General features: G+C 54.8%; 15 protein-coding genes. 1 reads left to right on the top strand and 14 read right to left on the bottom strand.

The genetic code is table 11. The features are described 5' to 3' along the window. Window positions 1–5 precede the first annotated feature (5 nt). The 12 genes from argB to ABD851_RS04990 form a co-directional block, all read right to left on the bottom strand. Complete coding sequence (gene argB / locus ABD851_RS05045; protein WP_344976362.1) at window positions 6–797, bottom strand: acetylglutamate kinase; 792 nt, start codon at window positions 795–797, stop codon at window positions 6–8. A 45-nt stretch (window positions 798–842) separates the two neighbouring features. Next, window positions 843–1,796, bottom strand: coding sequence for a Rossmann-fold NAD(P)-binding domain-containing protein (locus ABD851_RS05040; protein ID WP_344976359.1), 954 nt, complete (start codon window positions 1,794–1,796; stop codon window positions 843–845). A gap of 18 nt (window positions 1,797–1,814) precedes the next feature. After that, window positions 1,815–2,939: an aspartate aminotransferase family protein gene (locus tag ABD851_RS05035; protein WP_344976355.1), complete on the bottom strand. Its 1,125-nt coding sequence runs from the start codon at window positions 2,937–2,939 to the stop codon at window positions 1,815–1,817. A 49-nt stretch (window positions 2,940–2,988) separates the two neighbouring features. Next, window positions 2,989–3,354, bottom strand: a complete 366-nt coding sequence (locus tag ABD851_RS05030; RefSeq protein ID WP_344976351.1) for a four helix bundle protein — start codon at window positions 3,352–3,354, stop codon at window positions 2,989–2,991. A 79-nt stretch (window positions 3,355–3,433) separates the two neighbouring features. Then, window positions 3,434–4,411 (bottom strand): N-acetyl-gamma-glutamyl-phosphate reductase, encoded by a 978-nt coding sequence (gene argC / locus ABD851_RS05025; protein WP_344976346.1) that lies wholly within the window; start codon window positions 4,409–4,411, stop codon window positions 3,434–3,436. Further along, a complete protein-coding gene (locus ABD851_RS05020; RefSeq protein ID WP_344976341.1) occupies window positions 4,404–4,757 on the bottom strand; it encodes a cupin domain-containing protein in 354 nt (117 codons plus the stop codon). The genes argC and ABD851_RS05020 overlap by 8 nt, the downstream gene beginning before the upstream one ends. A gap of 175 nt (window positions 4,758–4,932) precedes the next feature. Beyond that, window positions 4,933–6,135 (bottom strand): argininosuccinate synthase, encoded by a 1,203-nt coding sequence (gene argG / locus ABD851_RS05015; protein WP_344976338.1) that lies wholly within the window; start codon window positions 6,133–6,135, stop codon window positions 4,933–4,935. 22 nt (window positions 6,136–6,157) lie between these two features. After that, window positions 6,158–6,928 carry a GNAT family N-acetyltransferase gene (locus tag ABD851_RS05010; protein ID WP_344976335.1) on the bottom strand — a complete coding sequence of 257 codons (771 nt, stop codon included), beginning with the start codon at window positions 6,926–6,928 and terminating at the stop codon, window positions 6,158–6,160. A gap of 366 nt (window positions 6,929–7,294) precedes the next feature. Beyond that, on the bottom strand, window positions 7,295–10,201 hold the full coding sequence (locus ABD851_RS05005; RefSeq protein WP_344976332.1) for a glycoside hydrolase family 2 TIM barrel-domain containing protein: 2,907 nt from the start codon (window positions 10,199–10,201) through the stop codon (window positions 7,295–7,297). A gap of 18 nt (window positions 10,202–10,219) precedes the next feature. After that, the gene (locus ABD851_RS05000) at window positions 10,220–12,112 is read right to left on the bottom strand and encodes a DUF4838 domain-containing protein (RefSeq protein WP_344976329.1); all 1,893 of its coding nucleotides are present in this window, start codon (window positions 12,110–12,112) and stop codon (window positions 10,220–10,222) included. Between the two features lie 197 nt (window positions 12,113–12,309). Further along, a complete protein-coding gene (locus tag ABD851_RS04995; protein ID WP_344976326.1) occupies window positions 12,310–13,938 on the bottom strand; it encodes a RagB/SusD family nutrient uptake outer membrane protein in 1,629 nt (542 codons plus the stop codon). A gap of 105 nt (window positions 13,939–14,043) precedes the next feature. Further along, window positions 14,044–16,992, bottom strand: coding sequence for a SusC/RagA family TonB-linked outer membrane protein (locus tag ABD851_RS04990; protein WP_344976322.1), 2,949 nt, complete (start codon window positions 16,990–16,992; stop codon window positions 14,044–14,046). 329 nt (window positions 16,993–17,321) lie between these two features. Between ABD851_RS04990 and ABD851_RS04985 the strand changes: the two genes are divergently transcribed. Then, window positions 17,322–18,704: a Gfo/Idh/MocA family protein gene (locus ABD851_RS04985; protein WP_344976319.1), complete on the top strand. Its 1,383-nt coding sequence runs from the start codon at window positions 17,322–17,324 to the stop codon at window positions 18,702–18,704. 76 nt (window positions 18,705–18,780) lie between these two features. On the opposite strand, the gene galK is transcribed toward ABD851_RS04985, so the two are convergent. Beyond that, window positions 18,781–19,950 carry a galactokinase gene (galK, locus tag ABD851_RS04980; protein ID WP_344976316.1) on the bottom strand — a complete coding sequence of 390 codons (1,170 nt, stop codon included), beginning with the start codon at window positions 19,948–19,950 and terminating at the stop codon, window positions 18,781–18,783. A gap of 35 nt (window positions 19,951–19,985) precedes the next feature. Next, on the bottom strand, window positions 19,986–21,284 hold the full coding sequence (locus tag ABD851_RS04975) for a sugar MFS transporter (RefSeq protein ID WP_344976312.1): 1,299 nt from the start codon (window positions 21,282–21,284) through the stop codon (window positions 19,986–19,988). Window positions 21,285–21,314: the final 30 nt, after the last annotated feature.

The raw sequence follows: 21,314 nt of genomic DNA, 5'->3' as shown, positions 1-21,314 counted from the left end.
TAAAATCATAACCGTATCAGCGTTCCGGAAACCTGCCCGGAGCAGTTTTGTTTGAGGTCGCGGGCATCCCCGATCAGCACTTCCTTCACCCCGGAACGGCAGGCGGAAAAAGCGTTCTCCAGCTTGGGAAGTATCCCGTCGGCCAGAACCTTTTCCTGCAGCAGGGTCTGGTACCGCAGTGTATCGATAAGCGGAATTACCGATTGATCGTTCGCTACATCCTGCAGCACGCCCTTTTTCTCAAAACAAAAGATCAGCCGTACGGCATATTGCTCAGAAAGCGCAACGGCCAGGCAGGAAGCGATGGTATCGGCATTTGTGTTGAGCATCTGTCCTTTCCCATCGTGCGTGAGCGGAGCGAATACCGGAACGATACCGTGGTTCAGCAACAGCTGTACACCCGCGGTGTTTACCCGGCTGCTTTCAATATCGCCGACAAAGCCGTAATCGATTTCCTTTACCGGTCGCTTTACGGCAGGCAGCAGCCCGGCATCCGCGCCGGTCACCCCCAGCGCATTGCAGCCGGACGCCTGCAGCCGGGCCACGATCTGTTTGTTGACCAACCCTCCGTATACCATCGTCACCAGGTCCAGGGCACCGGCATCGGTGATCCGGCGGCCATTGACATACCGGCTTTCGATGCCCAGCTTTTCCCCGATGCGCGTAGCAATCTTTCCGCCTCCGTGCACCAATATCCTCGGTGCCCGCTCCATGGAAAAATCCTGTAAGAACGACGAAAGAAAATTTGCGTCATCCACTACGTTGCCACCGATCTTTATCACGAAAAGTTGTTCCATAACAATATCTTCTTCCAGCTACCGCCGACGCGGCAAGCCATTTGTTCAGAAGGCCGTTAATATCTCCCCGAGCACGGCCTGCGCCGCCCATACACGGTTGCCCGCCTCCTGCACCACGATAGAGTCGGCGCTGTCCAGCACGGCGTCGGCGATCACTACATTCCTTCTTACCGGCAGGCAATGCATGATCCTGGCCCGGTTGGTATTCCGCAGCCTCTCAGGGGTGATCATCCAGGAAGCGTCGGTGCAGGTAATCTGACCGTAATCGGCATACGACGACCAGTTTTTCACGTAAACAAAATCCGCCCCCTCAAGCGCTTTGGCCTGGTCGTGCATGACCACGGCTCCCCGGGTGAACTTTTCATCCAGCTCATAACCTTCGGGCTGGGCAATCACAAAGTCGGCCTTATCCCATGCATTGATCCACTGGGCAAAGGAGTTGGGCACTGCCTGGGGAAGCGCGCGGACATGCGGCGCCCAGCTCATCACCACCTTCGGCTTTCTTTTTTCCTTCCAGCATTCGCTGATGGTAACGATATCGGCCAGGCTCTGGAGGGGATGCAGTGTGGCGCTTTCCAGGCTTAGCACCGGTATGCCGGCATGCTTTACAAACTGGCTGATATACTGCTCGCTGTAATCCTCTTCGCGGTCTTTCAGCGCGGGAAAGGTGCGGATGGCCAGGATATCAAAGTATTGGCCCATCACCGCCGCCGCTTCGCGGACATGTTCCGAGGTGCCTTCGCTCATCACAGCGCCGTCCGCAAATTCCAGCTTCCATCCTTCCTTGTCGATGTTAAACACCACTACCTCCATGCCGAGATTCCGCGCCGCCACCTGGGTACTGATACGGGTACGCATACTCGGATTCAGAAAAAGCATGCCCAGGGTCTTGTGCCTGCCCAGGGTATCCTGCTTAAACGGATCCGCTTTATAGCCCAACGCCCTGTCCACCAGGGAAGGGATACTGCTTACATCATCTACTGAAAGAAAATTTTTCACGTAAACTATTTTATTTTTTTATGATCCCAGTTCCAGTTGCAGCACCTCCAGGAAGCGGTCTGCCTCAGCCTTCGACAGGGAAAGCGACGGCAAAAGCCGGATCGTCTGCTTTCCGGAGGCGCCGGTAAATATCCGGTGTTTGAACAACAGCGCTTTCCTGAGCGACTGATGCGATTCCGGCACATCGAATCCGATCATCAGCCCCCGGCCGCGTACCTGCTCCAGCAAAGGGAACTTTTTCAGCTGCTCCATCAGGTAGCTACCGGTCTCCAAAGCATTTTCAACCAGTCCTTCTTCCGCTATTACGTCCAACACAGCCAGACAGGCGACACAGGCCAGATAGTTGCCCCCGAAGGTGGTGCCCAGCATTCCCGAACAGGGCCGGACGCCCGGACTGATGAGCACGCCGCCCACGGGGAAGCCGTTGCCCATTCCTTTGGCCAGGGTTATGATATCCGCCTGAATGCCCGCATATTGATGCGAAAAGAACTTTCCGCTGCGTCCGTATCCGGATTGCACCTCATCCAGGATAAGCAGGGCGCCGTGCGCATCGCACTGCCGGCGGAGCAGCTGCAGAAAACGATCTTCCGGCACGCGGATACCGGCAACACCCTGTATGCCTTCGATGATCACCGCTGCCACCTCATCGCTCATCGCCGCCTCAAAAGCCGCCGCATCATTCAGCGGCACAAATACGATATCATGACCGGCATTGAACGGGGATACGATCTTCGGATTATCCGTAGCCGCTACGGCGCCGGAGGTACGGCCGTGAAAAGACTGCTTAAAGGCAATTACTTTTTTTCGTCCGGTGGCAAAGGAGGCCAGCTTTAACGCATTTTCGTTGGCTTCCGCACCGGAGTTGCACAGGAACAGAGCATGATCCGCATAACCGCTCTGCCGGCCCAGCTCTTCCGCCAGCTGCTGCTGCAGCGGATTCTGCACCGAGTTGGAGTAAAAGGCGATCTTACCCAGCTGTTCGGTAATGGCCTTTACATAGCGGGGATGGGTATGGCCGATGGAGATCACCGCATGTCCGCCGTAAAGGTCAAGATACTGCTCCCCCTTGTCGTCCCAGAGATAGCTGCCCTGCGCCCTGACGGGTGTAATGTCAAATAACGGATAAACGTCGAATAGTTTCATTAGAGGTAAAAGGTTAAGGGTAAAAGGCGAAAGGTAAATCTCGTTTGAGCTAATGCTTTTCCTTGCGTAAAAATTTTATAAAAGAAATCAACATAGCTTTTAATTCACTTACCTGCACTTCTATTTTTTTAAACTGTTCTTCATTCAAATAACCTAACTCGGCAGAAAGCAAACCACAATATTCAACTTCATGTACCGAACCAAGGGCATTATCCAGAAAATGGGTAAAATCTTTGTCGGTATATTTTCCGCAGCCTTCAACAATGTTCAACGGAATAGAATATGTTGCACGTTTTAATTGGCTGGCAAGGTCATACTTTTCATAATCCGGTAATGAGGGCAGAATCTCTTTATAAATCATCAGGGTTAACCCATGAGCTTTATTCCACACATCCAATTTTTTATAATCCCTCATAGTCATGGAATTTCATGATGATGTTTCTCGCAAAACATCTTAAAAGCGCCTTTCACCCTTCACCTTTTACCTTTCGCCTTCAAAAAACCACCCCCTTCAGCTTCAGGCCGGCGGTTTCATCCAGGCCCATCATCAGGTTCATGTTCTGTATGGCCTGGCCGGAGGCTCCTTTGACCAGATTGTCCTCCGCAGTATGGATCACCAGCTTGTCGTCCACCTTTTCCAGGAACACCACTACCTTGTTGGTATTCACCACCTGCTTCACGTCGATCATCCGGTCGCTCACATGGGTGAAGGGATGGGGTGCATAATACTCGCGGTACAAAGCGTTGGCTTCCTCGAGACTAAGGGCACAGCTGAGCGTAGAGGTCACGAAGATACCCCGGGTAAAGTCGCCCCGCCAGGGAATAAAGTTGACCGGCGCGGAAAAGTCCGGCTGCAACGCCCGCAGCGTGCGCCCGACCTCTTTCAGGTGCTGGTGCGAAAGCGTCTTATAGGCGTTTACGTTATTGTTACGCCAGCTGTGCTGTGTGGTGGCCTGTAGCTTCTGACCGGCTCCGGTAGAACCGGTGATGCCGGTAGTATGCACTTCCTTCAGCAGGCCTGCGCCGGCCAGGGGCAGCAGTCCCAGCTGTATGGTCGTAGCAAAACACCCGGGATTGGCAATATTTTTTGCCTGTTTTATCTTATCCCGCTGCCATTCGGGAAGCCCGTATACAAAGGTCCGTTCGCCACTCTGTTCACCCAGACGGAAGTCCTGGCTGAGATCGATCACCCGGATCGAAGGGGCGATTTCATTCTGCTCCAGGAATTTCCCGGATTCCCCGTGCCCCAGGCATAAAAATAATACATCGATATCCTGCTGCAGCTTTCCGGAGAACTTCATATCGGTATCGCCCAGCAAATCGGCATGTACGGCATGCAGGGGGTTACCGGCATTGCTACGGCTGTGGATAAATACGATTTCCGCATCGGGGTGGTTCAGCAGCAAACGGATCATCTCGCCGCCGGTATATCCGCCGCCGCCCACTATTCCTGCTCTGATCTTTTTAGTCATCTTTCAAATTGATTCTGTCGTTACCGATCTCCGGCGCGGAGATCACCAAAAAACGTACTTCCCGGTCGAAAGGGTTATAGATACGGTGCCGGCTTCCTTCCGGTACGTACAATCCTTCTTCTCGATGAAGCGTTGTCACCGTTCCATCCGTCTCGATGAGCGCCTTTCCCTGCAAAATAAAAAAGAATTGCCGGGACTGCCGGTGATAATGCCTTTGCTCGCCGCCTCCCGCCGCCATCGACTCCAGCTTCACGGAAAGGGAAGGATCCTGCAGCAGCTCCCAGGCCTGTCCGCCGGTCTCCCAGGCATAGGCACGTAAAGCCGTCGTTAGCGAAACCTTTTTCATTTCCGGTTTGAAGTTTCTGGTTTCCAGTTTGAGGTTTCTGATTGCCTAAGGTTTAAGTCTAAAGTCTAAGGTTATCTGCCTGGAATGAAACGTTAGACGTTAAACTTTGGACTTTAAACTTAAAACGCCCCTTTCACCTTTTACCCTTCACCTTTTCCCTTTTACCCTTCACCTTTCACCCTTCACCTTTTACCTTCTCCTGCACCCGGTGCCAGATCATGACCTGGTTGCCGAATATCTTGGAGAAGCCGCGAACGTCCTCGCCGGTCCAGCCGTTGTTCATCTCGCCGTATTTCCCGAATTCGCTGTTCATAAGATCATAAGGGGAGCGGATACCGTTTACCTGAAAACGGTACGGGAACAACGTCACCGATACTTCCCCGCTTACCTGCTGCTGGGTGTTTTCCAGGAAGGCTTCTATATCGCGCATCACCGGATCCAGTATCTGTCCTTCATGCAGCCAGTTGCCGTAAAACTGGGCCAGCTGATCCTTCCACATCAGCTGCCACTTGGTCAGCACATGCTTCTCGAGGGCATGATGGGCTTTGATGATCACCAGGGGAGCGGCCGCTTCAAAACCTACGCGACCTTTGATGCCGATAATGGTATCGCCCACATGGATATCCCGCCCGATGCCGAAAGGAGCGGCGATAGACTGCAGGTATTGAATGGCCTCAACGGGGTGTTCAAATGTTTTTTCGTTTATCCCGCTGAGCTCTCCTTTTCTGAAATGCAACGTCACCTCTTCCGGCGCTGTTTTGGCCGTCTGTGTAGGAAAGGCTTCTTCCGGCAGAAACTTGTCGGAGGTGAGGGTTTCTTTCCCCCCTACGGAGGTCCCCCAGATCCCCTTGTTCACCGAATACAGTGCCTTGTCGAAATTCATCTCTACCTGCTTGGACTTCAGGTATGCGATCTCCTCTTCGCGGCTCAGCTTCAGGTCGCGGATCGGGGTGATGATCTCCACACCCGGGATCATGATGTTAAAGATCATGTCGAACCGTACCTGATCGTTTCCGGCTCCTGTGCTGCCATGCGCCACGGCATCCGCACCCAGCTCCTTTGCATAACGGGCAATGGCCATGGCCTGGCTCATCCGCTCCGCGCTGACGCTGAGGGGATAGGTATTGTTTTTCAGCACATTCCCGAATATCAGGTAGCGGATGACGCTGTCGTAATAGGACCGCAGCGCATCTACCGTCTTATGGCTTTTCACCCCCAGCGCATAGGCGCGCTTTTCGATCTCCTGCAGCTCTTCCGCAGAGAAGCCGCCCGTATCCACAATTACGGAATGCACTTCATAACCTTTGTCTTCCGACAGGTATTTCACACAAAACGAAGTATCCAGCCCGCCGCTGAAACCTAAAACAACTTTTTTCATTTTCCTATGCGGTTCATTTACCTTAAAAAATATTGAATAAAAAGAACTTCTTCTTGCCTGCACCGCTGCCACCCTGGGGAGGATCTTCTTTTTTCTTCGCGGACTTGAGCAGGATATGCCGCTTGTACCGGATCCATCGTTCGAACAGCCGGAAGTTACCCGCGAAATGCCTTTTCTTTTTCTTGTGCAGGTGTCCCGAAGAGGTCACCACTACCTTGGGTTCCGGCTTCACGGGAGGCTGCTTTTCCTTCTCTGCGGGATCATATAGCATGGCGGTACAAAAACAGTTCTTCCGCCCCTTGCTCATCAGCACATCGTAGTTGACACAGCTCTGGCATCCCTTCCAGAACGCCTCGTCGTCCGTCAGCTCCGAATAGGTCACCGGCTCGTAGCCCAGCTCAGAATTGATCTTCATCACCGACAGGCCGGTGGTCAGCCCGAATATCTTGGCATCCGGGTATCTGCGGCGGGAGAGCCGGAAAATCTCCTTCTTGATGGCTGTGGCCACACCCTGCCCACGATAGGGCGGCGCTACGATCAGCCCGGAATTGGCCACGAATTTATCATGCCCCCAGGCCTCAATATAGCAAAATCCCACCCATTCTTCCGAAGGCGTCAGGGCGATCACCGCCTTCCCCTCTTCCATTTTCTGCATGATATACTCAGGGCTGCGGCGGGCAATGCCGGTGCCCCGCTTCTCTGCGGAAGAAGCCATCTCGTCGGTGATCAACGTCGCGTATTTCTTATCGTCGGGGGTTGCAACCCGTACGATAAACGATTTATTGGGTTCCAAGGTTATGTCTGATGAGATATGAATAAATAATGCGGCTACGTACTTATACGTCGCCTTGTTTCCTTTGCCAGGAAAACAGGTTTACTGCAAAATGAGGGGAAGCAGCAAATTCTCAGATGCGAGGTCGTCGGGAGAGATACCTAAAGACATTAACCCCAATGGCTGTAACACCCGCCTTCAGGCAGGGATGCAATGCGGAGAGCTCCGTATGGGTTACCGTGTTTTCCAATTTCAGTTCGCATTAAAACGTGAACAAGGATGTCTTTACGTTTAAAAATGCAAAGTTATAATAAAATACACGGAATCTTTCAAAAAAAATTTGGGCCGGCGGGGTATGCCCCGCCGGTTCCTTCCGGGCTGTCGCCTTTACCGGAAGGCGGTCTGCAGCAGCACCAGCCGGCGGTCGCCGGTAAAGGTCATCTTCACGTCTGTGGTGCTTACCGGACAGCTCACGGCGACGGTGGCGCCGGGCGGTACCTGACGGCTTACCTCCTGACCTCCGTTGACCTGTATGCTTATCTGCAGCGGCTCTTTCGCGGGGTTCCAGACCAGGGTCACCGCGCTGCTTTTTCCCGAAGGAATGCTGCACCAGAAGGTTCCCGTGCCGGGACTGCCGGGAGTGTCCGGCTCAGGTATGTTGCCGAAGCCGCGGAGGTGATAGGGTCCGAAGGGCCGGCGGCCATAGGGCAGGTACTGCAGACCGGGCCGGCTGTTGAATCCGCCGCGTTGTCCGGCAAATTCATAGCCTTCCTTGGTCACCATCAGGTGAATTTTTTCCAGGGAACCGGTAAGCCGGGGTTTGCCGTTCAGCAGCAAACCGCTGTTGACACTGGTCAGGATCCCGTTCTCCGAAGCATAATCCCCCCAGGTGATGGGAGCGCTGATCAGCGGATACCGGTTATGCCCCTCGGGAGAAGACATATAGCTGACCATATTCTTCAACAGACGGCCGGCCACCGGGTCTGTCGATGTACGCCGGGCCAGGTCCATCCCGCAAAGCAAAAGGCTGCCCTCGCCTTCAAACATCTCCGCGATGGCGATGCCGTTCAGGGCAGGACCATAGTCCGCCAGCACGGCGGTGTTGGCGATATCGGCCTTATCCTCCAGGGCAAACCCGTCGGTAACAGGGTAGACGGCCGGAAAGCCGGCCTTGCTTTCCGACCAGCCGGTATAATCCGACCAGTAGCGCAGCTTGTCCCTTCCGATTCCGGAGAAGACGGGATGAGCCGGGCGTTCCGGATTGATGTTGTACCCGTTTCTCGAAGGACGGGGCGGCGGCGGATAGACCGGCGTATCCAGGTCCATGGTAATATTCCTGATCCTGGCGGCCAGCAGCCTATTCAGCTTTTCCATATGCGAGGCATCCTGCCGCAGGCAAAGCACCCTTCCTCCGGCTTTTACAAAAGCCCGGATGGCATCCGCCTGGCCTGTCAGGCCGGCATCCGCCGCATTTTCCCCGATCAGCAGAAGGGCTCCGCCGCCTTTCAGTCCCCGGAAGGCGCTTATCTTTTCAAAGGGTACATCCAGCTTTTCCAGCGCGGATCCGGTAGTGCCCCGGGGATCGTAGAGATAAACTTTTTGCCGGGGAGCGGATACCGCGCTCACGTAAGTACTCCCGGCAATAAAGAGCGGATAATCGTTTTGCGAAATCACCGAATCGCCCTGCAGGATACGGCCCGTCAGCCGGTACTGACCATCGGGCAGCGTAGCGGGCAGCCGGAGGGAAAGCGTTTTTTCGAAGGTGCCATAGTAAGGTATGCGGGGCAGCTCCAGCGAAGCATCGCTCAGCACCCTGCCGGTCTTGTCCTGCAGCCGGTAAACGAGGCGCGCCTGTTCAAGGTCCTTAAAATGATCGTCGTCGTTGATGATATGGGCCACCGGGCGGATGGTGGCGCCGGCATAGACCTGCGGGGTCCAGCATTCCCAGCTCAGCAGGACCGGCTGATAAGATATCCGGGCCTGCCCTGCCACAGCCTTGGGATCCATATCGGCAAAGCTCGTTATGGTATTCCAGTTGTGAAACAGGATGGTAAAGGGAAAAACGCCGCTCAGCTGGGGATTGATATTTCTCAGCTGCCGGAACAGCTCGGTGGCCTGCCGGAACGTGAAGCACTGGTGCTCGTCGGCCAGCTGGGCCTGCATCTCCCAGGGGGCGTGACCGGTCCAGTTCAGCTGGGATCCGGGGTTTTTGTGATCGGGAGTAAGATTGTACTGCCCGCCCGGACCGGTATAGTTCCCCACGCATTCCGTAAAAGTAATGGGCTGGGTCACCTCGCGCTTAAGGGGGATGATATCCGCTTTATGACGTATATGCAAAAACGTGAAGGGTGAAGAATAATACCAACCCCAGTAGCGGTGCAGGTCGCAGATGTCGCCCGACTGGCCGTAACCGTAACCCGCATTTCCGATATACACCCGGGTGCTGTCCCATTGCTGCAGTTTCCCATGCGCATAGGTCAGGAATTTCCTCCATCGCAGCGAAATATCGCCGGTAAAGGGCGTTTCATTCGTCATGGCATAGACCATCAGACTGGGATGATGGGCAATGGGACCGAATTTTTCCTGCTCGTACCAGGTCACCGCCCTGTCATAATCGCGGGGCGGCTTTTCGCCGTTCACCGAACCGCTGTAGTTGCCGCCGAATACCATCATGCCCTGCTCATCGCAGACATCGTACCAGGTCTCATCATCGGGAATCCGGATGATGTTCACATGCAGGCTTTTCATATAGCGGACATAATCCTCCGCAAATTTGCGGCTGCGCTCAATATCTTCGGGGATACCCCTGCCCGGCGGGTTGATGGCAATGCCCCGGAGAAAAACCGGCTTGCCGTTCAGGTAAAGCTTCCCGTTTTGGACGGCAAAAGAGCGAAAGCCGAGCCGTTCTTTTTCTTCCGAGAGAAGCCGGCCGTTCTCCGTAATCTTCAACGCCATCTCATAGAGATTGGGTTCGGCCGGTGTCCATAAACGGGGGGAGAGACCGCTGATGGTAAAGGTAAAAAAGCTTTTTCCGGCGGCCTCATACCGGCGGGCCGGCACGGCCGCATCATATAGAACGCTTCCGTCTTTCAGGGAACGGATGGTAACGCGAAATGCGGCAGCCTGAGGCAGCCCGGAAGACGGCATTTCGCCGACCACGCGCACATAGTCCGTACCGGTAAAGGGCGTAATGCCGGACGCCGGAGCGCCGGCAAACACGGCCGTAACCGATAATATCATGATGGCGGCTAAAAGAAAAGCTGCACGTTTCACATTCCCGTTTGCATACTTCATGTTCCTGTTTTTTATCAATCAGTCCAGCAGGCTCTGATGCGTAAGCCCGTATTTTTTGGTAAATCTTCCCAGATCGTCTGCGCCGGTCAGTATGGCTACTCCTTTGCCGGCATTCGCCTGCAGAAACGCCAGCAGGTCTTTTACCTGAGCCAGCACCGCTTCGCGGGGCGCTCCGGAGGCGCGTGCATGCTGTATCTGCAGGTCCTGCCGGAGATAGCCGAACATCAGCAGCAGACGGGAAAGATTGGCGGCTACTACGGAGTCCCTGTTCTCCGTCTTCGCCCGGCGCAATTCGGATAGCCTGGCCTCAACCTGCTTTTGCGCCGCTTCGATCTCCGGGGCAGGCTTCAGCGTGCTGAAGGGGATGCTGCCGTATATCGGCACGATTTTTTCCAGGTCGGCATAGGCCTCCTCTGCGACCTTCCAGCAGGAGCCGTAGCGTGAGCGGCAAAAGCGGCGGATGAGGGTATCCACGTTCAGCCCCGGATTCCAGGCTGTTTCTCCGAGTATGTAATGATTCAGCTCATAGGTATACCAGTCGCCCGGTTCGGCATAACACGAGATACCGGCCAGCGGCACGCCGGCATACCACTGCATATCCCGTTGTATATAGTGGGGGATCACATTGGCCAGCGAACGCCAGGCCTGCTTCCGGTAATACGAATACAGCCCGATGCTGCCCTGAAAGGTGCCTTTCCAGGCCTGTATGGCTTTTACATATTCCGCATTCCCGGCTGAGGCCGTATCATAGATCTGGTGTTCGAACTGCTGGTTGATCGGACATATTTCCACCTGGATATCCTTGTTCAGGATACCGGGTGCAGGCGGCAGCAACGCGTAAGCGTAAGCGATGATCTCCAGCCGGAGACCGGGCCGTATTTTTTTCAGCATCGAGTCTACCCGGTTGGCCAGGCGGGCCTGCCGGTCCGCCACGGTTCCCAGCTTTTTCATCTCCGGGCAGTCCGCCCAACGCCCCACGTCGGGTGGCCAGAGATCGAAGATATCGATCTCGGGATGGTCTTTTATATAGCCGGCTACGTTATTCAGGAAATAGTTCACCGCGCCGCTGTCGGCGGTATTGAAGACCAGCCGGTCCGAAGGGCTGGGGCGGCAGGAGCTGTCTTTTCCAAACCATCCGGGATGTTTTTTGAACAGCGTATGTTGCTCCATGCGGGCATTGAGAAAACGCTGGTACCCATGTCCCCCGACTTCGATGATGATCCCTCTTTTTTTCAGCTCCGGGGTGAGCGCAGTCCGCCAGGCCGCCCATTTCTCATCTCTGCTGTCGTCGCGCGCCATGGCAAACCGCAGCACGTTGTATCGCAGCTTGGGCATCCAGTCAATGAGCTGCCTGATCTGTTCCACATCGTGGGTACGCGTACCGGCCACATCCAGCTTCCGGTAAGCAAATACAGGCGTTTCCGTTATCTTGCCCTCGTCGGTATAATCCAGCGTCTGCTTACGGGGGATCATTTCTGCATGGCCCGCATAAAAGGGAAAATCAGGGGCCAGCCACTCGCAACCCAGCCGTTCCAGAAAGTCATAGACGGCATACAGCATGCTGCGGTCGTTATGGCCTTCGAGCAGGATATCGCCGTTGCGGACAGAGAGGGAATATCCTTCCTGATCATCGTCCCCGCTGCGCAACAGCTTTATTACCGGACCGGCGGAGCCATCCGCCTGCTTTACAGAAAATACAACGCCGGATATCTGCTGCAGGTATTTTGCCAGCTCAGCGGCGGCAAAGCGCTGCGTTTCCGACGGGTTTTCCGGCAGCTGGATAGAGATCTTCGCTTTGCCGTCAGCGGCAAGCGGCACCTTTCCGGATGAGCCGCAGCCTGTGATCCCGGAGACCAATCCGAAAAACAGGACGGGCAAAAGCCATTTGGACCATAGGGATATACTGCTCACACCGTTTGTTTCTGGTTTATCTCGTGCAAAATGATTTTCAATGGTCTTAAACTTAAAATGACCTTTCACCTTTTATCTCTGCTGATCAGGTAATCATCAAATCGGCACATCAGCACATCATCAAATCCTTAAAATGCCTTTTCCCTTTTACCCTTTACCTTTCCCCTTATTCCCCCTTTAGGGGGTCAGGGGGTGGGTTAATATCCCGGGTTCTGCGGCATGGGTTTAGTCAGGTTGGCATCGATCACATCCTGCGGGATGGGCAGCAGGGTATCCCGGGGCTGCACATGCGGGCCGGCGATCTTGTTATAAAGCTTGGTTCTCCGGAGCCAGCTGTGGGTACGCCTGAGGGTATACCGGCGCTCCTCTTCGGAAAACAGCTCCCTCGAACGTTCGTCGAGGATAAGATCAAGCGTTACCTGGCCGGCCGTCACCGCGGGAGCATGCGCCCTTGCACGGAGCGCGTTGATGGCATCGGTGGCGCCCTGTGCATCGCCAAGCTCATAATCCGCTTCCGCCAGCAGCAGCCAGGTCTCTCCGGCACGGAGATATACCTGGTCGTTATACTGCCGGGGATCCGTATCGTTGATCGGGTTGGCAAAGTCCCATTTGCGGGGATTGGGCCAGTCGGCATTGCTCAGCGTTTCGTCTTTATCCCAGTGCAGAAATATCGTATCTCCCACGGCATATCCTTTGGGCGGCTTGCCATTGATGATCCAGTAATGGCGCCAGGCAAAGTCCGATCCGCGGTCGTCCGTGCTGTCGTACAGGTCCAGGGCGAAACGGGTAGGGCCCAGCCGGCCGATGCCCCGTCCTCCATTCTCTCCGCTGGCAGCGATGGGATTGGTTTTCTTCCCGTCGGTGCCCGTTACGGCCAGGGAATAATACCGGTTCAGCCAGTAGCGGGCCATGATGTTGTTGCCCTCCCCACCAATGACGTTCTGCTCGTTCTGGATCACCCACAAAGCCTCGGTATTGCCTTCGCTGCGGTTGGAATTTCCGTGGATGAACATGTCGGTAAAGGGCGTACCCGGCAGGGCTTTGTTCACCCCGTACCGCTCGGTGACCAGCGCATAGGCCGGGTTCTGCGTTACTTTGAGCGCCATTTCCTTAGCCTGCTGCGGCTTTCCTTCGGCAAGGTAAAGTTCCGCCAGGTAATGCTGGGACACTCCTTTGAGGAGCTTGCCATCATTCTGGGATGTTTCGGGAAGATATTTTTCTGCGAAAAGCCAGTCGGCTTCCATGGAATCGCGAACCACGGCCACGGGGGTTCTTTCCCAATCGGTTTTGATGTTGGATCCTGATGATTCGTGCAGGGTCAGCGGCACGTCGCCCCAGAGATAGGTAAGATGGCGGTAGCACCAGGCGCGGATGCAGCGGGCCTCAGCCAGGATCTCGTCTTTATCCGCTTCGCTCCATTCCAGATCTGGGTTCTGCGCACGGTCCACGATGGTATTGGCGGCGTTGATGGTTTCATACAGCCAGGCAAATACATCGCTGAAGTATCCTTCCGCAGCATTGTTGTCCGCCCCCCATAAATTAAAGACGTCTTCCACCGGCGCCCGCCAGTTGCCGTAAGCATTGTCCACGCCGATGACGGCGGCCTCCTGCATGAGGGTATTGGAGCTGCCGTACTGGCTCCCCGATCTGATCCGGCGCATTTCGTCATACAGGCCGTTGAGGGCGTTTTCAAAGCCTTCTTTGTTTACAAAGAGGTTGTCGCCGGTGATCAGGCTCGGAGAATTTTCGTTGAGCTTTTCCTTCGAACAGCCGGTCCAGCCTATGCCGGCGATCAGCAGCAGGATTGCGATAACGGATATTTTCATCTGTTGATATTTATCTTTTTCGATGGCCGGATGACACCACAGGTGCATCGGAGCCGGTTATTATCATGAACGAGATAAGCCTCGCACATTCATCTTTATTCATACCTACAAACCGATATTCAGACCGATCATGTATTCCTTCTGAAGCGGGATTCCCTCCTGGTCATTCAGCTCGGGATCCATGCCGGTCCATTTGGTGAAGGTGACCAGGTTATGCGCTTCCACATACAGCCGGAGCCGGCTCAGCTTCAGCTTTTCCAGCACGCTCGCCCCGAAATTATAGGACAGGGAAATATCCTGTATCCGCACAAACGCGTCGCTCTGGTAAATGGGCGCGCCGTTTTTATTGGCCCCTACCGCGTTGGCATAGAAATCATTGGTAGGATTCTCCGGCGTCCACCAGTTCTTTTTTACAGTATTGTACCGTACCCCGGACTGTACCCCGTTATCCGATAAAAGGGAGTTGCTCCGGTTGGTACCCTCTACGCCACGGACAAAGACATACAGGCTCAGGTTTTTATACTTGAAGGTGTTGCCCATCCCCCAGATAAACGAAGGCTGCCGGCTGCCGATGATGGTACGGTCGCCGTCCGGCGTGATCTTGTTATCCCCGTTCAGATCTCTCACCTTGGCATAACCCGGCTTGGCATCCGGCTGGGGACTGTTGGCAATATCGTCTCCTTCCTGGAAAACGCCGTCGTATATATAGCTGAAGTTCACGTTGATCGGGTGACCGATAAACCAGGTGTTTGCGGTATCGTTCCCTCCCGTGCCGTACAGCCCTACGATCTTGTTGCGGTAAAAGGAGATATTGGCTTCGGTAGACCAGCTGAAATCTCCTTTCTGCACGTTGATGCTGCTCAGCCCCAGCTCCATTCCCTTGTTGTTCGTTTTCCCGATGTTCTGGACGATGCTGGTGATGCCGTGCACAGGGGAGATGCGCCGCCTCAGCAGCAGATCGTAGGTATTGGACCTGTACATATCCAGCGTCCCCTGCAGGCGCCCTTGCCAGAGCCCGAAGTCGATGCCGATATTGGCGGTGTTGGTGGTTTCCCAACCCAGGTTGGGGTTGGCCAGGCTGGAAGGCACATAGCCCGGCGCGGTAGTATTGCCGTTTACATAAGGCCGGCTGTCCAGCAGGGCCAGCGTTCCGTAAGCGTCCACCGCCTGGTTACCGTTCGTCCCGTAGGAGAGCCGCAGCTTCAGGTTGCTGACCAGGCTGCTGTTCTTCATAAAGGATTCGTTCATGATGTTCCATCCGATAGCGGCCGAAGGGAAGAATCCGTATTTTTCACCGGAACCGAAGCCGGAAAAACCGTCCCTTCTCCCGGTCAGCGTCAGCAGGTATTTATCCTTATAGCTGTAGTTGATCCGCGCCATCTGCGAGATCAGCTGGGTCTGCGTATAGCTGGCTTTGGGCTGGAGCAGCAGGGCCACGTCGGCCTGGTAAAAGGTCTTCACATCGTTAGGGAACCCTTCGGCATGCAGGCTGTTGGTCTTGTTGTTATTGTACTCGTAACTGTACAGACCGGTGAAGTAAATATGATGATCCCCAAAGTTCCGGTCAAAGGAAAGGATGTTCTCGATGATATAGTTATTGGCAAAGCCGTTGTCCTGGTCCATCAATCCCTGCGCCTCCAGTCCCCTTTTGGTATTCCGTCCGTAATAGGTACTTTGGTCACGGTTCCGGTAGTTCACTCCCGTATTCAGCCGGTAGGACAGCCCTTTCAGAAAAGGAAAGTCTACCTGCAAAAAGTTATTTGAGATCACCTCGTAGGTATGATCCACGTTCTTCGCCAGCGTGGGAGAGAGCGGGTTTTCAAAGAATACATCTTCCGGCCAGGGATAAATAGTGGGCGCACCCGAAGAGTCAAAGGCAGTGGTCAGTGGATTGAAGCGGTAAGCCCCGAAGTTGCCGTTGAAGTCGGCCGGCAGCCCGCTGCGATCCAGGTAAGCGGATTGGGTGTTGGTACCGAAGGTAAGCCAGCGGGACAGCTTCACCTCCAGGTTGGCGCGGAGCGACAATCTTTTGAAGTCATCATTCACCGCCACGCCTTTCACCCCCAGGTAAGTACCGGAGACGTAATATTTTACATTTTCGGTACCGCCGCGTACGCCCAGGGTATGCTGGGAGCGGTTGCCCTGACGGGTGGCCAGATCGGGCCAGTCCGGAAAACGCTTGGAATCATAAATCTCCTGTTCGGAGAGGGTGACGGAACCGGGCTCCCGGGTCTGCTTGAACCGGTAAAATTCTTCCGGGCTCAGCATGGGCGGAAGGTTGGCAATATCCTCTATGCCGAACTGCCCGTCGTAGGAGATGACCGGCTTACCCGTAGCGCCTTTTTTGGTGGTGATCAGGATCACGCCGTTGGAGCCGCGGGAACCGTAGATGGCGGCGGAAGAAGCATCCTTGAGCACCTCGATGGAAGCGATGTCTGAAGGGTTGATACCCGCAATGCTACCGTTGTAGGGCACCCCGTCCAGCACGATGAGCGGCTTGTTGGTGGCCAGGATGGAATTCGGACCGCGGATATCGATAGCGTTGTCGTTCTGCTCGGCGCCGGCGCTGTTCAGGTCGACCGACAGCCCGGGCACCGATCCCTGCAGCGCCTGGGCGAAATTGGTATTGGGCATGTCGCGCAGCCGCTGCTCATCTACCGAAGCCACCGAGCCGGTGATATCGCTCTTTTTCTGGGTACCGTAACCCACCACCACGACCTCATTCAGATCCGAGGAGCTCCGGACGAGGCTTACATTCAGTACGGTGTGATGGTTGATGGCGACCTCCTGCCGGTTGTATCCCACAAAGCTGAAAACAAGCGTACCGGTATCGGCAGGAGCTTCGAGGCGGTACCTCCCGTTGCCGTCGGTGACGGTTCCCAGGCCGGTACCTTTCAACCCTACCGAAACGCCGGGAAGGGGCTCCGAAGTAGCCGGATCGGTAACCGTACCCTGCAGGGCAGTTTGCTGGGCGTACAATACAGCGGGACAAAGCAACAGCATAACCAGGCCGCAAAGCGCCAGGCGCATACGAGGGGACGGTAGTCGTCGCATACCAAAAAGATTTAACGGATCAATGTGTAAAGACTTCAATCAAATGTTTTTTCAGATTCCTTAGATAACGTATATAAAGCGGCCCAAGATACACTTTCCCACTATACTCCCCGGAGCGAAACCACACCCTTTTTCATTCACTCGTTACCGGCAACGTTTGCATCGTATTTATCCTATTTTTATCCTGAAATTTTTCAAAAAAATTCATTGCTGTAACGGCTCCGGCGATTTTCCTTTTTCTCTTTCCGCATATTTTTTATATTGGGAGCCGGTATCAGGGCAGTAACGCTGCCGGTCTATTTTTTATTACCGCTAAAACCATATTATTCATGACTCAGAAAATGCATCGCAGGACCTTTATCCGCAATACGACGGTGGCCGGAGTAGGGGCCACTTTGCTGGGCTCTGCGCAGTCCGTCCGCGCCTTCGGCGCCGAAAAGCAGGCCAAGGTACGCATCGGCCATATCGGCACCGGCCTCCGCGGTCAGAACCACTTAGGCCTCTGCCTGCGCCGCAACGACGTGGAAGTAGTGGCGATCTGCGATCCGGATACCAAGGTGGCCATCCCGCGCTGCCGCGATCTTATCAGCAAATATTACAAAGGCTCAAAAAAGGTAGCCGAATATACCAACGGACCGCATGATTACCTGAACCTGCTGAAGCGTGACGATATCGATGCCGTTATCATCGCTTCTCCCTGGGAGTGGCATGTTCCCCAGGCCATCGCCGCCATGAAAGCCGGCAAGATACCTTCGGTGGAAGTCTGCGGCGCCACCGATATCCAGGAATGCTGGAACCTGGTGAACACCAGCGAAGCCACCGGCGTGCCGGTATTCGGCATGGAAAATGTGAGCTACCGCCGCGATGTGATGGCGGTGCTCAATATGGTCCGCCAGGGCCTTTTCGGGGAGATCATCCATCTGCAGGGCGGCTATCAGCACGACCTGCGTCCCGTAAAGTTCAACGACGGCGTCCACTTTTACGGGCACGGCGTGGAGTTTGGCGAAAAAGGCATCTCCGAAGCGCACTGGCGTACCAACCATTCGGTGCATCGCAACGGGGATCTTTATCCCACGCACGGGCTGGGGCCGGTAGGCAATATGATCAACCTGAACCGCGGCAACCGCCTGCTGTCGCTGACTTCGATGGCCACGAAAACCCGCGGCCTGCACAAGTACATCGTAGACAACGGCGGAAAGGATCATCCCAATGCCAAGGTAAAGTTCAACTTAGGAGATATCGTCACCACGCTGATCAAGACCGCCAACGGGGAAACCATCATGCTGTCGCACGACACCAACTCTCCCCGTCCCTATTCGCTCAACTTCCGCGTACAGGGTACACAGGGATTGTGGATGGATGACTTTGATTCGCTGTATATCGAGGGCACCACCAAAAACAACGATGAATGGGAAAGCGATAAGCCATATATGGAAAAATACGACCATCCCCTGTGGAAACGCTATGCCAACGATACCGAAGGAGCGGGCCATGGCGGCATGGACTGGTTTGTCATCAACTCGCTGGTGGAAAGCATCAAGCGGAAAGCGCCTTTTCAGCAGGATGTGTACGACCTCGCCACCTGGTATGCCATTACCCCGCTGTCAGAAGCCTCTGTGCAGGAAGGCGGCGCCGTACAGCATATTCCCGATTTTACACGGGGCATGTGGATGGACCGGAAACCGGCATTCGCATTAAATAATGAATATTGAGGGAGTTTCCGGTTTGAGGTTTCTGGTAAAATGCCCTTCACCTTTCACCCTTTACCTTTAACCTCTTACTCCCCCTTTAGGGGGCCGGGGGGTAGGATACCGCGTGTGTCCCTTCTTCTATGGTAGTCACATAGATATCCGGACGTTTGCCATATTGCCGGGTATAGGCATCCGTTATATGATCGCTGAAATCTTTTACGGCATCCGCTTCTACGATATTGATGGTACAGCCTCCGAAACCGCCGCCCATCATGCGGGAGCCGATCACTTCGCTGCGCGGCCGGGCCAATGATACCAGGTAATCCAGCTCAGGGCAGCTTACCTCGTAATCGCCGCTCAGGCCGTCGTGCGTGGCATCCATGAGCCGCCCGAGGCCTAAAAGATCGTCTTTTTCAAGGCAGGCACAGGCAGCAACCACCCGCTCGGTTTCCTCCACGATGTACCGGCAGCGCCGGTAAACTGTGCTGTCAAGCGCCGTTTTATGCTCTTCCAGCATGGCCGGTGTTACATCGCGCAGGCTTTTTACTTCGGGATAATGATCCCGCAGCACCTTCACTCCTTCCTCGCACTGGCGGCGCCTTTCATTGTAGGCGGAAGATGCCAGGGAATGATGCACCATGGTGTTGCACAAAACGATCTTATAGCCGGGAAAGTTGAACGGTACATATACATACGAAAGATCGCGGCAGTCGAGACGGATCAGCTGGTTTTTCCGGCCGTGGAGGTTGGCAAACTGATCCATGATACCGCAGTTCACCCCTACAAAAGTATGTTCTGCCTGCTGACCGATCAGCGCCAGCTCAAACCGCTCGGCATCCAGCCCGAACACCTGTGTGAGCCCGAAGCTGAAGGCGCCCTCGACCGCCGCCGAGGAAGACAGCCCGGAGCCGATGGGGATATCTCCGTCAAAAACAGCGTTAAAGCCATCGATACGATATCCACGTTGCTGCAGATGGTGCACCACTCCGAGGATATAGTTTTTCCAGCCTTCTGCGGGCCGCACCTCCTCCCTGCAGTCGAAGCTGAAGCTGTCCTCCAGCGCTGCGGCATGCACCGTACAACGGCCGGACCCGGAAGGGGCGATGGCGAGGGCTATCTTTTTATCAATGGCGGCGGGCAGCACAAACCCGTCGTTATAATCTGTATGCTCTCCGATAATGTTCACCCGCCCGGGGGAAAGGATAAGCAGCGGCGTTGTATGATACAGCGCCATAAATCTTTCGTTAACCTTGTCTGCTATACACATTGCTCTGTAAATAATAATAAGTTCAAACCGTCACATCAATGATGTACCGTTTTTCCGATCTTATGACCGGCAGCAGCGTAGAAGAGGATAACCAGATAACAGGGCACCAGCAGCCAGAAAGCTTCGCGGTAGCCCACATGCTCGCCGATGACGCCCCATATCCTGGGTATGATGGCGCCCCCGGCAATGCCGATGATCAGCAGGGCAGAAGCCATTTTTATAAACCGGCCTACCCCGTCGAGCGCGAGGGGCCATATCGCCGGCCACATAGGAGCATTTGCAAAACCGAGCAGGGCAACAAACGCAATAGAGAGATAGCCCTGGGTAAAGATAGCGCCCAGTGAAAAGACCAGCCCCAGTATGCTGCCGATATAAAGTGATTTCTCCTGGCTGAGTACCTTGGGAATAAGGGCAATGCCCAGCAGATAGCCGACCAACATGGCGATAAGCGTATAGGTGGTAAAATGTTTGGCCACATCCAGCGGGATACCGATGGCTTTCCCGTATATCTGGATGATGTCGCCCGCGATGACCTCCACTCCTACGTAGAGGAACAGGGTGATAAAGCCGATGATCAGATAAGGGTATTTAAACAGGTTTTTCCGGTCTGTGGCCTGTGTCTTTACCTCGGCATTCGTTTCTTCCTCCTTATTGATATCGGGCAGGGCAGAAAAACGGATGGCCACGGCCAGCAGTATCAGCACCACCGTAATCACAATGTAGGGCACGATCACCCTGGCGGCAAGCGCGTCCAGCTGAACGGCACGTTGCGCAGCATCCAGATGTTCCAAACCGGCTTCGAAAGCGTCCACATTGTTGAGCATAATGGCCCCCATGATCAGCGGCGCCAGTGCACCGGCGCCCTTGTTACAGATGCCCATGATGCTCATCCGCCGGGCGGCGCTTTCGATAGGCCCGAGAATGGTCACATAGGGGTTGGAGGCGGTCTGCAGCACTGCCAGCCCGATGCCGGTGACAAACAGGCCGGTCAGGAAAAAGGCAAAGTTGCGGGTATTGGCCGCGGGTATAAAAATGAGCGTCCCCAGCGACATGATCAGCAGCCCGAGCATCATTCCCTTCTTAAAACCCGTGAACTTCAATACCCAGGAAGACGGAAAAGCCATAAGGGCATAAGAGATATAAAAGGCAAAGGTCACCCATAGCGCCTGCGCGGTAGTCAGCTCACAGGCGATCTGCAGATAAGGGATCAAGGTACCGTTCACCCAGGTAACAAACCCGAACACGGCGAACAACATCCCGATGATGATCATGGGCGTGGTATAATTAGCTACTTGCGCGCGGCCGGCCGAGCGGGGAGAATCGGACACAGACATAAATACCCGGTTTGATGGATAAACGAAGCC

Source organism: Compostibacter hankyongensis, from assembly GCF_039541075.1.
In the GTDB taxonomy this organism is placed as follows: Bacteria; Bacteroidota; Bacteroidia; order Chitinophagales; family Chitinophagaceae; genus Compostibacter; species Compostibacter hankyongensis.
The sequence above is the reverse complement of the archived record's forward strand: the minus strand, read 5'-3'. Positions and strand labels throughout refer to the sequence as shown.